Genomic DNA, 12259 nt, shown 5'->3' on the forward strand with positions numbered 1-12259 from the left:
GCGCGACGACACCGGACCGGCTGCCGCTCATCGGGGCAGTGCCGGACATGAACACCGCGCGCGAGGTGTTCGACGGTGTGCGCCACGGCCAGACGGTGGCGGCGGATGCGCCGCTTGTGGACGGGCTGTACATCGCAGGCGGGTTCGGTTCACGCGGTTTTACCTGGGGGCCATGGGCAGCCGAGATCCTCGCCGCGCAGCTGCTCGATGAGCCTGCGCCCGCGAATGAGCTGGCGCTGCAGGCAGTCTCGCCCATGCGCCAGATCCTGCGGCAGCTCAAACGCGGCGAGCTCTAGGGCTCAGGCGCGCAGGAGATCACCCAGGATGGCGAGGCCCGCATCGGCGGCCTCTTGCGAGGCATGGCTGAAATTGAGCCGGATGGACGGGCTCGCCAGCGCTTCGTCGGCATAGAAGGGCCGGCCGGGCGTGAACAGGACCTTCCGCTTGATCGCGGCGGCCAGAAGCGCGTCCACATCGACATGGTCCGGCAGGGTGAGCCAGAAGAAGAGCCCGCCGGGCGGGACCTGCCACTCGACCGCATTGCCGAGATGGCGACGCATCGCATCGGCAAAGGCATCGCGCCTGGCGCGGTAGGTTGAGACGAGGAAATCGCGCCGCGCCGCACGGTCCGGTGCGGTGAGCTGGTCGATCACCATATACTGGCTCAGCCGGTTGGAATGCAGGTCGGCGGCCTGTTTCAGCAGGAGCAGGTGCGGGTAGAGATCGCGCGAGGCCACCATGAAGCCGAGCCGCAGGCCGGGCGACAGCGTCTTGGAAAACGAGCCCTGATAGATCCACGAGCCCTGCTTCATCCAGGAGGCGACCGGCCGGCGCTCGCAGGCTTCATAGGCGAGATCGCGGTACGGGTCGTCCTCGAACAGGATGACGTCGGATGCCTCGCAATTATGGGCGAAGGCTTCACGCTCGTCGGCGCTCCAGCAGCGCCCGGTGGGGTTCTGGAAGGTCGGGATGATATAGGCCATCGCCGGATGGTCCTGCCGGGTCCAGTTGACCGACAGGTCCGGCGGCATGCTCTCGAACGCCGCGCCGAAAAAGCGGAAGACCTGGAGCGCCGCGAGATAGGTCGGCGACTCGACAGCAATGCGGGTGCCGGCATCCACGGTCAGCTTGGCGGACAGATCGATGCCCTGCTGGGAGCCCGACAGGATGAGCACCTGATCGGCGTCGCAGTCGAGCCCGATGGCCTGAAGCTCTTCCGCGATGAGGGCCCGCAGGCGCGGCTCGCCTTCCGAGGGGCCGTATTGCAGGGCGGCTTCCGCGCTGGCCGGCAGCGTGGCCTTCGCGAAGGTCTCGGGCGCGGGCAGCCCGCCGGCAAAGGAGATGACATCCGGTTTCTGGGAGGCTTCGAGCATGGCCCGCACCGGCGAGGCTCGCAAATCACTGAGGCGCTGAGTGAGCAAGGGCAATTGACCGCTCCCGGATATGTCAATCATGTTGTCCTATCGACAGCTATTCCGTCAGATGCCTATAAGTCAATATGGTTGACCCTGATTCCGATGACCGGCTGCTCGGTGCGATCGAGCTGATGTACTTCACCTACCGGGCCTTCACCTCGCATGCCGACAAGATCCTCGAGAAGCGCGGGCTCAACCGCGTGCATCACCGGGTGCTCTATTTCATCGGACGCAATCCGGAGCTGACGGTCGGCGAGCTTGTCGAAACGCTCGCGATCAGCAAGCAGGCGCTGAATGCGCCTTTGCGGCAATTGACGGAGATGAACCTGGTGTGCGCGGCGGCCGATCCGGCCGACCGGCGGGTCAAGCGCCTGTCTCTGACGAAGAAGGGAAAAGGGCTCGAGGCGGAACTGACAGCGTCACAGATGAAGAGACTGACGGCCGCCTTCGATGCGGTGGGGGCCGATGACGCCGACATCTGGTTCCGCGTCATGGCCGAGCTGTGTGGCCGGAGCGGGGGAACAGGCCCGGCGCCGAAAGGGTCGGCGCCCTAGCTGCCCTCTCGGGGCAGCCGGCCTGACAAGCATCCCGCCCTAGCCTTCCACGGCGGCGAAGACCAGCTGGAGGCCGCGGTCGAGATCGGCCTGGACGGTCATATGGACGCCGCCCGCTTCGATGTGCAGGCCGCCGCTGAAGCTGGCCATGGCCGTTGCCGCCAGCGCGACGAGCGCGATCCCGCAGGCGATCCATCCACTTGTCTGAAGTTTGCTGGGCATTGTGGGAGTCCCCTGTGGCTGAAGGTTGGGTTGAACGGGCTCTGACCATTGATGCCGGTCGGGCAGGGCAAGGATGAGAGCCGACATGATCAGTTCTTTTCAAGGTTGCGGAATTCGCGGCGCAGGCGCCACTCGTCCGAGGTGACATTGCGTTCGAGGTTCTGCAGGCGGTCTTCGAGGTCCATGAAGGTGTACTTCAGGCCCGAATAGGTCGCCCGCGGGCGGTCGGAGACGCCGCGCCAGAAGGCTTCCTCGTCCGGCTGCAGGTGCGCATAGGATCGGGGCGCCTTGGCGACCAGCATCACCATCAGGATGTAGGCGATGAAGACCAGCGGGCCGGCCAGAAAGAAGAAGGCGGCGACGGTGAGCAGGCGGACCACGATCGGGTCCCAGCCATAGCGCTCGGCGATGCCGCCGCAGACCCCGGCGATCACCCGCTCATTGCGGGAGCGGTAGAGGCGCTTGGGGTTGCGCGAGCGGAACATGTCTTCGTCAGCCCCGTGCACCTGGTCGCGGTAGCGGCGATGATGAGACGAATTGGTCATTGGTGTGATGTCCTATTGGTCGAGCGGGGAGCGGGGCCGGCGTGAAGCCGGCATCCCGTCATCCGGTTGTGTGTCAGTGAGCTTTTCAAGCGTCTCGATGCGGCGTTCCATGGCCTTGGCGGAGCGCCAGAGGTCTTCCAGCATCCGCTCGTCGTCCGGCTGCAGCGTGTTCTGCTTCCGCCAGAGCGTGATGTAGTGAAACACCATGCCCGGGAAGACGACGAAGAGGGAGACGACCGCAACGATCGCGACGATGAATTCGGGGTCCATGCCTTAGCTTTCCTTGATCTCTGTCTCGGACTCCGGGTTTTCCAGGAGCAGTCCGGGGACAATGATAACAGACAGGATGGCCGTGAGCACAATCAGCGAGGAAATCATGGTCTCTTACTCCTCGTCCTTGGATTTGGCGGCCTTCGAGGCCGGCTTGGCGCGCGACTTCTTGAGCGCCTCGAGTTCCTTCTCGACGGCTTCGTCGCGTTCGAGCGCGGCGAACTCGGCTTCCAGGGTCGGCTCGCGGCCCTTGATCGTGTCGGCATAGGCTTCCATTTCGTCGACCTTGCGTTCCACGCTGGCATAGCGGGCGAGCGCATCGTCCACCTTGCCGTCATAGGTTTGCGAGCGCATGCGGATGCGTTGCTCGGCAGCTTCCCGGCGCATCATCAGCGCGCGGTGCTTGGCCTTGGCCTCGTCGAGCTTGGCCTGAAGCTTGGACAGGTCGTCCTGGTGCTTCTCGAAGGCTTCTTCGGCAGCGACCATGGCGTGCTTGCGCCGGTCGATTTCGCCTTCGGCCTTCTGCTTGGCCACGAGCGCGCCGCGGGCAAGATCCTCGCGGCCCTTGTCGATCGCGACGCCGGCCTTGTGTTCCCAGTCGTCACGGACACGGGTGTAGTACTCGATCTCGCGTTCCATTTCCTTCTTGTCGGCCATGGCGCGGGCAGCAGAGGTGCGGACCTCCACCAGCGTGTCTTCCATCTCCTGGATGATCAGACGTGCGATTTTTTCGGGGTTTTCGGCGCTGTCCAGCATCGCATTGATGTTGGAGTTGATGATGTCGCCGAGGCGGGAAAACAGTCCCATGATTTTTATCCTTTCTCTCTCGGTGATGTTCGGGAGGAAACGTCAGTTGCTCTTACAGGCCCTAGAAGAAGAAGCCGCCGAGGAAGACACCGGCCGCGAAGAACATCCAGCACTCGGCCGGACGGCTTGCGAGCCAGCGTCCGAAGCGGCCGGAGCCGTCGCGGGCTGACTGGTAGCGGGTGTCGTAGGAATGGTCGGTCATTTTCTTTTCGGTCCTTTTGTTTGGCGACGCCCATCGCCTGGAGTTGGCATAGGTATTTCAAGGACCGTGCCAGTTTGGCGGTAACCTTTTAGAGCCCTGTTTATATTGATAATAAAAGTTCCAATGCCAAATTCGATCTTATAATTTTGGTATTTTTGACGATATATTTTAGTTGATTATGCAATCTTTTTCGTCATATTTACCGCATGATTGGTTCAGCGCCCCAAATTATCGGCGAGGCCCCGGAATGGCTGTCCGCGCTCGAGCATGTCTCGCAGCTGGCCCCGCTCGACCGGCCCGTCCTCGTCATCGGCGAGCGCGGCACCGGCAAGGAGCTGGTCGCCGAGCGCCTGCACTTCCTGTCGCGGCGCTGGGACGGGCCCTATGTGAAGGTGAACTGCGCGGCGCTGTCGCATGACCTGCTCGACAGTGAGCTGTTCGGCCATGAGCGCGGCGCCTTTACCGGCGCGACCGAGCGCCGCCAGGGCCGCTTCGAGCTCGCCAATGGCGGCACCATCTTTCTCGACGAGATCGCGACCGCCTCGGAACGCGTGCAGGAGAAACTGCTTCGCGTCATCGAATATGGCGAGTTCCAGCGGCTGGGCGGGGAGAAGGTGCTGTCGACCGATGTGCGCGTGGTGGCGGCGACGAATATCGACCTGCCGTCCGCGGTGCGCGCGGGGAAATTCCGCGCCGACCTGCTCGACCGGCTGGCCTTCGATGTCGTCACCCTGCCCCCGCTTCGATACCGCCAGGGCGATGCCACGCTGCTGGCGGACTTCTTCGCCCGGCGCATGGCGCGCGAGATGATGGAGGATTTTCCGGGCTTTGCCCCCTCGGCGCTTGCCGCCATCGAGGCCCATACCTGGCCCGGCAATGTGCGCGAGCTGCGCAATTTCGCCCAGCGCATCACGGCGCGCGCGCTGGTGACGCCGACGCTGGAGCCGATCCGCTTCGACCAGGATGCGCTCGACCCGTTTGCCTCGCCTTTCAGACCACCCGCGGTCTTGACGCAGGAGATCGAGTCCCCATCTGGGCGGGCTCGTTCAAACCTGCCGACACCGAAGCTCGGCGCCTCATTCGAAGACCAGACTAAACTTTTTGAAACCGCCTTGATCGATGCGGCGCTCGCAGCCCATGATGGACACCAAGGCAAAGCCGCTGAAACACTTGGCCTGACCTATCACCAGTTCCGAGGCCTGCTCCGCAAACACGATTATGGCAAGAAGCCGGGCAAACCGGACCAGGCGGACCAGCCATAGACAGACCGGTCAGGCACATTCCCTGCAAAGGAGATCACGATGCAGGCTACCCGGAGAATACAGCCGACGGGCCCCGTTGCCCCTGTGCCGCCCAAGGAGGCGACCGACTTTCTCGGTCTGCCCTTCCAGGCGATGCCGGTGCCGCAGGCGGCGCGCTATATCTCCGCGAATGCGCTCGGCGGCGACGGCTTCTGGTATGTCGTGACGCCGAACGTCGATCATATGGTGCGCATGACACGCGAGCCGGTTCTGAAGCCGCTCTATGAACGCTCCAAGCTTATCCTGAACGATAGCCGCATTATCGAACTGCTCGCCAGCTGGGACAAGCTGGACCTGCCCGCCTCGCCCGGCGCGGATGTGGTGCAGCGGCTGTTCGCCAAGGAGATCGATCCGGACGAGCCGGTCGTGGTCGTCGGCTGCACCGCCAGCGAAATCACGGCGCTGAAGGCGAAGTTCGGCCTGTCGGACGTGCGCTGGCACGACGCGCCGATGGGCCTCCGGCGCAATCCGGAGGCGATCCAGCGCGCCGCCGATTTCATGGCCGACAATCCGGCGCGGTTCCATTTCCTGTGTGTCGGCTCCCCGCAGCAGGAGATGATTGCCCAGGCCGCCAGCGAGCATGGCGGCGTGACAGGCGTCGGCCTCTGCTGCGGCGCGAGCATCGACTTCCTGACCGGCAAGTCCCGCCGGGCGCCGGAATGGATGCGGGAAATGCGGCTGGAGTGGTTCTACAGGCTCACCAATGAGCCGCACCGCCTGACAAAACGCTATCTTGTCGACGGGCCGAAAATCTTCAGGCTGTGGTGGGCCGACCGCAAGCGCCGCAAGGCCAGGGCCGCGGCCGTCTAGGGCTTGTGAGGCGGCTTACGCCTTGCCGGCATCCGGATCGAAGCGGCCGCCCTTCAGGACGAAGCGGCGGTCGCAATAGCCGCATTCGACCATTTCGTCGTCGCCCATCTCGTACCAGACAATCGGATGGCCGAGCGGGCCGTTGCCGCCATCGCAAGCCACCCGGTGCTGGTCGGTGACGATGGTTTCCGGCGCTTCTGGAAGTGGTTTTGTCGACATGATCGTGTTCGCTTCCCCGATGTCAGCGTTGCCCGCAGAGACTGTGGCGCATAGGTAGTCCCTGTCCAGCCAGAACGTCAATCGGCAAGCCGCATGGCCGGCCAGGGAGCGCGCCCCACATGAAACCGAAACTCTACCATTGCCGCAATGCCCGTTCCTTCCGTCCGCTCTGGGCGATGGAGGAGCTGGAGATGGATTACGAGCTGATCGTGCTGCCCTTTCCGCCGCGCGTGCATCACAAGGCCTATCTCGACATCAACCCGCTGGGCACCATCCCCTTCTTCGACGATGGCGAGACGCAGATGACGGAATCGACCGGCATCTGCGAATATCTTGGCAACCGCTACGGGCCGAGCGACCTCGTCGTGAAGCCCGGCGAGCCGCACTATGGCGCCTATCTCAACTGGATGTTCTTCTCCGACGCGACGCTGACCTTCCCGCAGACGCTGGTGCTGCGCTACGAAATGCTGGAGCCGAAGAGCCGGCGCCAGCCGCAGGTCGCCGACGATTACCGGATGTGGTTTGCCGGGCGGCTGACGCATGTCGAGCGGCGCCTGGAGCACAATTTCTGGATGGTGGGCGACCGCTTCACCATGGCCGACATCGCCATCGGCTATGCCCTGCTTCTGGCAAGCGTCCTGCCGCCGCTGGAGAAGTGCATCACGCCGACCTGCAAGGCCTATCTCGACCGCCTGCGCGAGCGCCCGGCCTTCATTCGCGCCCAGAACATGCAAAAAGAGACGCCGGTGGTTTAGGTTTTCGGCTGTGCGCCCTATATAGCGCCTTCGGCTTGCCAGACGGAGGTTCCATGTCCGCACCCGACTACGCCATCGAGGTTGAGAAGCTGGAAAAGGTCTACGCTGCCTCCGGCAAGATGCCCGAAAAGCGCGCCCTCAACGCCATCGACATCAAGATCCCGCGCGGCTCGATCTTCGGCCTGCTCGGGCCGAACGGCGCCGGCAAGTCGACTTTCATCAACATTCTCGCCGGGCTCGTCACCAAGACGGGCGGCAAGGCGAAGATCTGGGACATGGACATCGACCAGCACCCGCGCGCCAGCCGGGCCGCCATCGGGGTGGTGAACCAGGAAATCACCATGGACCCCTTCTTCACGCCCGAAGAGGCGCTGGAGCTGCAGGCCGGTTTCTATGGCGTGCCGAAGTCCGAGCGCCGCACGCTGGAAATCCTCGAAGCCGTGGGCCTCGCCGACAAGCGCGACGCCTATGTGCGCCAGCTCTCGGGCGGGATGAAGCGCCGGCTGATGATCGCCAAGGCGCTGGTCCACAATCCGCCCGTCCTCATCCTCGACGAGCCGACCGCCGGCGTCGATGTCGAGCTGCGCCGCTCGCTCTGGCAATATGTCCGCCGCCTGCACGATGAAGGCACGACCATCATCCTGACGACGCACTATCTCGAAGAAGCCGAAGAGCTCTGCGACGAGATCGCCATCATCAATCATGGCGAGGTGATCGCCTGCGAGCCGACCTCGCAGCTGTTGAAGCGGCTCGACCAGCGCCTGCTCATCATCACGCCGCGCGAGCCGGTCGACGCGATTCCCGACGAGCTGAAGGATCTCGACATCCGCATCCGTCAGAATGGCGACCTGGAAATCTCCTACCGCAACACCGAGACCGGGATCGGCCGGCTGCTGGAGAAGGTGCGCGCCACCGGCATCAGCGTGGCCGATCTGGCGACCGACCAGCCGAACCTGGAAGACGTGTTCGTCGCGATGACGACGGAAGCGGCCTGAGCCCTATTCCACGCGGCGCACCATGAAGCCGGTGCGCGGGAAATGGACGTGGATCGTCTCGGCCTGATCGTCATGGCGGTGGAGGATGATCTGCTCGGCGCTGGCGATGACGATCTCGCCTTCGACCCAGTCGCGGCCATAATCGTCCGGCGCCACGGCGACCTTCTCGCCCGGCACGAACTCCTGCAGCTCGCCATCGGTCTTGGCCGCCTTGAGGCGCGGCGCCGCGTTCAGCGCGATGTCGAGGGCGTCCTCGCCGGTGATCGTTTCCGGCGCCTGGCCCTCGATCTCCTTCATGCGGACATACCAGTCCTTTGTGCGAGGCGCGGACTTGAAGCACTCCTCCAGGAAGTCGGGCAGCGTCTGCTCGACGAACCAGAGATTCATGTGGACATGGACATCGACCAGGCCCGGCTTCATGCCGATGACCCACTGGCCGCCACCGGCGCCCTGCCCGCCGGCCAGACGCTCCTCCACCCACATCAGCTGGGCGCGCCACTGGTCGCGCAGCATCGGAGCCGCCGCGGCCATGGCAGCGGTGTCGAAGGGGCGTCCGGACATCTTCTCCCGGTCCTTCTTGAAGTCCTCCGGCACCTGGTCGCCGAGCGCGCCGAAAATGATGCCGACACTGGTCTGGAACCATTTGCCGTCGACCCAGGCGCCAACCATGCTGGAAAGGCCCTCATGGCCGGGCAGGTCGAGCTGCGGCATGGGGAACCGCTCTTCCAGGGCGCGCAGGATCATGGCGGTGTCGCAGAAAATGTCCGCGCCGATCTGCATGACAGGCGTTTTCCGGTAGCCGCCGGTCAGCGGCATCAGGAGCGGTTTCGGCATCATGCTCGGGATCTCGACCGAGGCCCAGCCGAGATTCTTCATCCGCAGCGCAAGGCGCACCTTCTCCGAGAACGGTGAGCGGTCATAGTGGTGCAGGATGATGGATTGTGGCCCGGCCATGGTCTTGCCCTTTCCCTGTTTTTTGAGCGCCCTATCAGGACTGAGGGCTTGCCCCGTGATCTTGAAAACGCCTTCATGCGGTAAACCATATTGAGAGAAGAACAAGAGGAAGCCCAGATCATGCTCGACCCCGTTGCCATGCCACACCTTGCCGACATCCCTCGTGTCCAGGGCAAGGCGCTCCCAGACAAGCCCGCCTTCTGGTTCGAAGGCGAGACCACGACCTTTGCCCAGCTCGACACCCGCGCCAACCAGGTCGCGAACGGGCTGGTGGCGCTCGATGTCTCGCCCGGCGACCGGGTGGCTTATCTCGGCAAGAACATGGCGGTCTATTACGAACTCCTGTTCGGCTGCGCGAAGGCCCGCGCGGCGATGACCGGCATCAACAACCGCCTCGCCCCGCCGGAAATGCAGTTCATCCTCTCCGACAGCCGCTCGGAAGTGCTGTTCGTGGCAAAGGAGTTTTACGGGGCCGTCGAGAAGATCGCCGAGCTCTGCCCGGACCTGAAGAAGATCATCGCCATCGATGGCGGCCACGACACCTGGGAAGCCTATGCCTACTGGCTGAGCGTCCAGAACGAGAATGCGCCGGGCATCGTCACCCAGGATGATGACGACGTCATCCAGCTCTACACCTCCGGGACGACGGGCCTGCCCAAGGGCGTGCTGCTGACCAATGCCTGCTACAACGCCGTCTTCCACGAAGCCGCCAAGCTCGACTGGTCGGCCTATGACGAGGGCGATGTGGTGATGAACGCCATGCCGCTCTTCCACGTTGCCGGCTGCAATATCGGCATCCTGGCGACGGCGCAGGGGGCGAAGACGGTCATCCTGCGCGAGATCGACCCGGCCGCCATCCTCGACCTGGTCGAGGAGCACAAGGTCAACCACACCTTCTGGGTGCCGGCCGTCATCCTGATGCTGTCGCAGATGCCGGGCGTCGACGACCGCGATTTCTCGTCGCTGAAGACAATCTCCTATGGCGCCTCGCCCATCGCCGAGGACCTGCTGAAGCGCGCCGTGGACCTGTTCGGCGCGAAGTTCACCCAGCTCTATGGCCTGACCGAGACCGTCGGGCTCGGCACCTATCTGCCGCCGGAAGCCCACGATCCGTCCTGGAACAAGCTGCGCTCCTGCGGCGTGCCCTATCCGGGCTCCGTGGTGCGCGTGGTCGATCCCGACGAGAACCCCGTCCCGCAGGGCGAGGTCGGCGAGATCGTCATCAAGGGCGGCTATGTCATGAAAGGCTACTGGGACCGCGAGGAGGCCACCGAGGAGGCGCTGCGCGGCGGCTTCTTCCATACTGGCGATGCGGGCTATTTCGACGAGGACGGCTTTCTCTTCATCCATGACCGCATCAAGGACATGATCGTTTCGGGCGGCGAGAACGTCTATCCGGCCGAGGTCGAGAACGCGCTGTTCAGCCATCCGGACGTCGCCGACGTCGCCGTGATCGGCATTCCGAGCGAGAAGTGGGGCGAGGAGATCAAGGCGATCATCGTGCTGAAAGAGGGCGCCGAGGGCGATGCCGACGCCATCATCGCCTGGATGAAGGAGAAGATCGCCAGCTACAAATGCCCGAAATCCATCGACTTCATTGAGGCGCTGCCGCGCAACCCGTCGGGCAAGATCCTGCGCAAGGACCTGCGCGAGCCCTATTGGGACGGCGTGGAACGCCGCGTGAGCTAGGCCTGCCTGCCCACCTCCCCGCGCTCGTCCTTCGACTTCGCTCAGGATGAGCGCTATGAGAGGGCATGCAGTTTTTCGTCTATATCCTGCGATGCTCCAACGGCGCCTACTATGTCGGTTCGCATCGCGGGAGAGACGTCACTGCACGTGTTCACCAGCACAATCATGACGAGGACCGGACAGCTTACACCTATCGCTACCGGCCGGTGGAACTGCTCTGGAGCTGCGCGTTCGCCGACCCAAGCGACATGGTCGCGTTCGAGCGACAGCTCAAAGGCTGGTCGCGCAGGAAGAAGGAAGCCTTCATGCGTGGCGACTGGGCGGACCTGAAGGCCCTGTCAAAATCGCGCATGGCCCCTGCAATTCATGAAAAAGGCCGATACTATCTGCAGACACAGGGCGACACCCCGAAGCGCTCATCCTTGTCTGTTTGAAGTGTGCGATAGAGGGGTGGCAGGCGAGACCCCGTTCTCATCCTTGATTTGACGGATCGTGGCTCAGCCAGGGGCTCGCCTGCCGGGTACGACAGTTGTGTCGCCTGAACAGTTGCCAGGGGCGGTGACAGCCGACCCCGTATGACAAGGACAGGATTTTCTTCATGTCACACCCTGCTCTCGGCGTCGATATTTCCAAGACGCATCTCGATGTCTTCGATCCGCGTGACGGCTGCTTTCACCGGCTGTCCAATGATGCGGCAGGGCTCGATACCCTCTGTCTGCTGGCTCCCCCATCCATCGTCTTCGAGGCCACAGGCCCTTATGGCGAAGCGCTCGAACGGGCGATGAGCCAGGCTGGCGTGCGGATGTACCGGGTCAACCCGCGCCAGGCGCGCGAGTTTGCCCGCGCCTCTGGCGTGCTGGCCAAGACAGACCGTGTCGATGCCCGGCTCCTGTCGGCCATGGCCGGCCAGATCAGCCTGCCGGTGCACGTCCCACCCGCACCCGGCGTGCAGGTCCTGCGCGAGCTTCACGCCTACCGGCATGATCTTGTTGAAGCCCGAAAAGCCTGTCTCAACCAGCTCGAACGCTATCGCTGCGGCCCGCTGGTGCGGCGGCTGAAAGCCAGGATCGCAGGCCTGACCCGACAGATCGTCACCATGGACAAGGAGATCGCGGTCCATATCGAGGCCGATGACACCCTGGCTGGCCGGGCCCGCCTCATCGCCAGCGAACCGGGCGTCGGACCGGTCACAACCGCAGCCCTGCTCGCCTTCCTGCCAGAGCTCGGACACCTGGCCCGAAGACCCATCGCAGCCCTTGCAGGCCTTGCTCCCCATGCCCATGAAAGCGGAAGCTTCAGGGGAAAACGCCGGGTCTGGGGCGGGCGCGCAAGGGTGCGCGAAGCACTCTACCTCGCCGCCCTCTCAGCCTCGCGCCATCACCCAAGGCTCAAGCAGACCTACTGCGCCATGCGAACCGCTGGAAAACCTCCAAAGCTCGCCCTCATCGCTATCGCCAGAAAACTCCTCACAATCCTCAACGCAAAACTCAGAAAACATGACATCCAATACAGTTGCTGAGC

Annotated in this window: 16 protein-coding genes and 1 pseudogene; 9 read left to right on the forward strand and 8 right to left on the reverse strand. The window is 63.8% G+C overall.

Annotated elements, in window-relative coordinates:
- A pseudogene (locus B8784_RS04955) lies at positions 1-296 on the forward strand (FAD-dependent oxidoreductase); the annotation flags it as partial.
- Positions 297-299: 3 nt separating this feature from the next.
- Here the strand turns inward: B8784_RS04955 and B8784_RS04960 are convergent.
- Positions 300-1454, reverse strand: a complete 1155-nt coding sequence (locus tag B8784_RS04960) for an aminotransferase-like domain-containing protein (protein WP_084396503.1) — start codon at positions 1452-1454, stop codon at positions 300-302.
- 44 nt (positions 1455-1498) lie between these two features.
- Here B8784_RS04960 and B8784_RS04965 point away from each other — a divergent pair, with 44 nt between their 5' ends.
- Positions 1499-1969 carry a MarR family winged helix-turn-helix transcriptional regulator gene (locus B8784_RS04965; protein WP_084396504.1) on the forward strand — a complete coding sequence of 157 codons (471 nt, stop codon included), beginning with the start codon at positions 1499-1501 and terminating at the stop codon, positions 1967-1969.
- A 39-nt stretch (positions 1970-2008) separates the two neighbouring features.
- Here the strand turns inward: B8784_RS04965 and B8784_RS04970 are convergent, their stop codons facing one another.
- The 5 genes from B8784_RS04970 to B8784_RS21760 form a co-directional block, all read right to left on the reverse strand.
- A complete protein-coding gene (locus B8784_RS04970) occupies positions 2009-2191 on the reverse strand; it encodes a hypothetical protein (protein ID WP_084396505.1) in 183 nt (60 codons plus the stop codon).
- An 89-nt stretch (positions 2192-2280) separates the two neighbouring features.
- Complete coding sequence (gene pspC, locus B8784_RS04975; protein ID WP_084396506.1) at positions 2281-2736, reverse strand: envelope stress response membrane protein PspC; 456 nt, start codon at positions 2734-2736, stop codon at positions 2281-2283.
- A gap of 12 nt (positions 2737-2748) precedes the next feature.
- On the reverse strand, positions 2749-3006 hold the full coding sequence (pspB, locus tag B8784_RS04980) for an envelope stress response membrane protein PspB (RefSeq protein ID WP_084396507.1): 258 nt from the start codon (positions 3004-3006) through the stop codon (positions 2749-2751).
- Positions 3007-3120: 114 nt separating this feature from the next.
- A complete protein-coding gene (gene pspA / locus B8784_RS04985) occupies positions 3121-3813 on the reverse strand; it encodes a phage shock protein PspA (protein WP_084396508.1) in 693 nt (230 codons plus the stop codon).
- Between the two features lie 61 nt (positions 3814-3874).
- Positions 3875-4015: a hypothetical protein gene (locus B8784_RS21760; protein ID WP_169712610.1), complete on the reverse strand. Its 141-nt coding sequence runs from the start codon at positions 4013-4015 to the stop codon at positions 3875-3877.
- Between the two features lie 206 nt (positions 4016-4221).
- Here B8784_RS21760 and pspF point away from each other — a divergent pair, with 206 nt between their 5' ends.
- Together pspF and B8784_RS04995 are read left to right on the forward strand one after the other, a co-directional pair.
- On the forward strand, positions 4222-5277 hold the full coding sequence (pspF, locus tag B8784_RS04990; protein WP_084396509.1) for a phage shock protein operon transcriptional activator: 1056 nt from the start codon (positions 4222-4224) through the stop codon (positions 5275-5277).
- A 39-nt stretch (positions 5278-5316) separates the two neighbouring features.
- Positions 5317-6126 (forward strand): WecB/TagA/CpsF family glycosyltransferase, encoded by an 810-nt coding sequence (locus B8784_RS04995; RefSeq protein WP_084396510.1) that lies wholly within the window; start codon positions 5317-5319, stop codon positions 6124-6126.
- Between the two features lie 15 nt (positions 6127-6141).
- On the opposite strand, the gene B8784_RS05000 is transcribed toward B8784_RS04995, so the two are convergent.
- The gene (locus tag B8784_RS05000) at positions 6142-6345 is read right to left on the reverse strand and encodes a zinc-finger domain-containing protein (protein WP_084396511.1); all 204 of its coding nucleotides are present in this window, start codon (positions 6343-6345) and stop codon (positions 6142-6144) included.
- 119 nt (positions 6346-6464) lie between these two features.
- Between B8784_RS05000 and B8784_RS05005 the strand changes: the two genes are divergently transcribed.
- Together B8784_RS05005 and B8784_RS05010 are read left to right on the forward strand one after the other, a co-directional pair.
- Positions 6465-7100, forward strand: coding sequence for a glutathione S-transferase family protein (locus B8784_RS05005; RefSeq protein ID WP_084396512.1), 636 nt, complete (start codon positions 6465-6467; stop codon positions 7098-7100).
- A gap of 53 nt (positions 7101-7153) precedes the next feature.
- Positions 7154-8095: an ABC transporter ATP-binding protein gene (locus tag B8784_RS05010; protein ID WP_084396513.1), complete on the forward strand. Its 942-nt coding sequence runs from the start codon at positions 7154-7156 to the stop codon at positions 8093-8095.
- Between the two features lie 3 nt (positions 8096-8098).
- Here B8784_RS05010 and B8784_RS05015 read toward each other — a convergent pair whose 3' ends face one another.
- Positions 8099-9049, reverse strand: a complete 951-nt coding sequence (locus B8784_RS05015) for a glutathione S-transferase (RefSeq protein WP_084396514.1) — start codon at positions 9047-9049, stop codon at positions 8099-8101.
- Between the two features lie 120 nt (positions 9050-9169).
- Here B8784_RS05015 and B8784_RS05020 point away from each other — a divergent pair, with 120 nt between their 5' ends.
- From B8784_RS05020 to B8784_RS05030, 3 genes are all read left to right on the forward strand, one after another.
- The gene (locus B8784_RS05020) at positions 9170-10738 is read left to right on the forward strand and encodes a long-chain-fatty-acid--CoA ligase (RefSeq protein ID WP_084396517.1); all 1569 of its coding nucleotides are present in this window, start codon (positions 9170-9172) and stop codon (positions 10736-10738) included.
- A 65-nt stretch (positions 10739-10803) separates the two neighbouring features.
- Complete coding sequence (locus B8784_RS05025) at positions 10804-11172, forward strand: GIY-YIG nuclease family protein (RefSeq protein WP_084396515.1); 369 nt, start codon at positions 10804-10806, stop codon at positions 11170-11172.
- Positions 11173-11336: 164 nt separating this feature from the next.
- Complete coding sequence (locus tag B8784_RS05030) at positions 11337-12257, forward strand: transposase (RefSeq protein WP_084396516.1); 921 nt, start codon at positions 11337-11339, stop codon at positions 12255-12257.
- Positions 12258-12259: the final 2 nt, after the last annotated feature.

Origin of the sequence: Henriciella aquimarina (assembly GCF_002088975.1) — a bacterium.
GTDB classification, from domain to species: Bacteria; Pseudomonadota; Alphaproteobacteria; order Caulobacterales; family Hyphomonadaceae; genus Henriciella; species Henriciella aquimarina.

Bases quoted from the DNA above. Each gene is read 5' to 3' on its own strand.
- B8784_RS05020 (WP_084396517.1), top strand. From the start codon at position 9,170: ATGCTCGACCCCGTTGCCATGCCACACCTTGCCGACATCCCTCGTGTC.
- pspF (WP_084396509.1), top strand. From the start codon at position 4,222: ATGATTGGTTCAGCGCCCCAAATTATCGGCGAGGCCCCGGAATGGCTG.
- B8784_RS05010 (WP_084396513.1), top strand. From the start codon at position 7,154: ATGTCCGCACCCGACTACGCCATCGAGGTTGAGAAGCTGGAAAAGGTC.
- pspA (WP_084396508.1), bottom strand. From the start codon at position 3,813: ATGGGACTGTTTTCCCGCCTCGGCGACATCATCAACTCCAACATCAAT.
- pspB (WP_084396507.1), bottom strand. From the start codon at position 3,006: ATGGACCCCGAATTCATCGTCGCGATCGTTGCGGTCGTCTCCCTCTTC.
- B8784_RS04995 (WP_084396510.1), top strand. From the start codon at position 5,317: ATGCAGGCTACCCGGAGAATACAGCCGACGGGCCCCGTTGCCCCTGTG.
- pspC (WP_084396506.1), bottom strand. From the start codon at position 2,736: ATGACCAATTCGTCTCATCATCGCCGCTACCGCGACCAGGTGCACGGG.
- B8784_RS05015 (WP_084396514.1), bottom strand. From the start codon at position 9,049: ATGGCCGGGCCACAATCCATCATCCTGCACCACTATGACCGCTCACCG.
- B8784_RS21760 (WP_169712610.1), bottom strand. From the start codon at position 4,015: ATGACCGACCATTCCTACGACACCCGCTACCAGTCAGCCCGCGACGGC.
- B8784_RS04970 (WP_084396505.1), bottom strand. From the start codon at position 2,191: ATGCCCAGCAAACTTCAGACAAGTGGATGGATCGCCTGCGGGATCGCG.
- B8784_RS05005 (WP_084396512.1), top strand. From the start codon at position 6,465: ATGAAACCGAAACTCTACCATTGCCGCAATGCCCGTTCCTTCCGTCCG.
- B8784_RS05025 (WP_084396515.1), top strand. From the start codon at position 10,804: ATGCAGTTTTTCGTCTATATCCTGCGATGCTCCAACGGCGCCTACTAT.
- B8784_RS04965 (WP_084396504.1), top strand. From the start codon at position 1,499: ATGGTTGACCCTGATTCCGATGACCGGCTGCTCGGTGCGATCGAGCTG.
- B8784_RS04960 (WP_084396503.1), bottom strand. From the start codon at position 1,454: ATGATTGACATATCCGGGAGCGGTCAATTGCCCTTGCTCACTCAGCGC.
- B8784_RS05030 (WP_084396516.1), top strand. From the start codon at position 11,337: ATGTCACACCCTGCTCTCGGCGTCGATATTTCCAAGACGCATCTCGAT.
- B8784_RS05000 (WP_084396511.1), bottom strand. From the start codon at position 6,345: ATGTCGACAAAACCACTTCCAGAAGCGCCGGAAACCATCGTCACCGAC.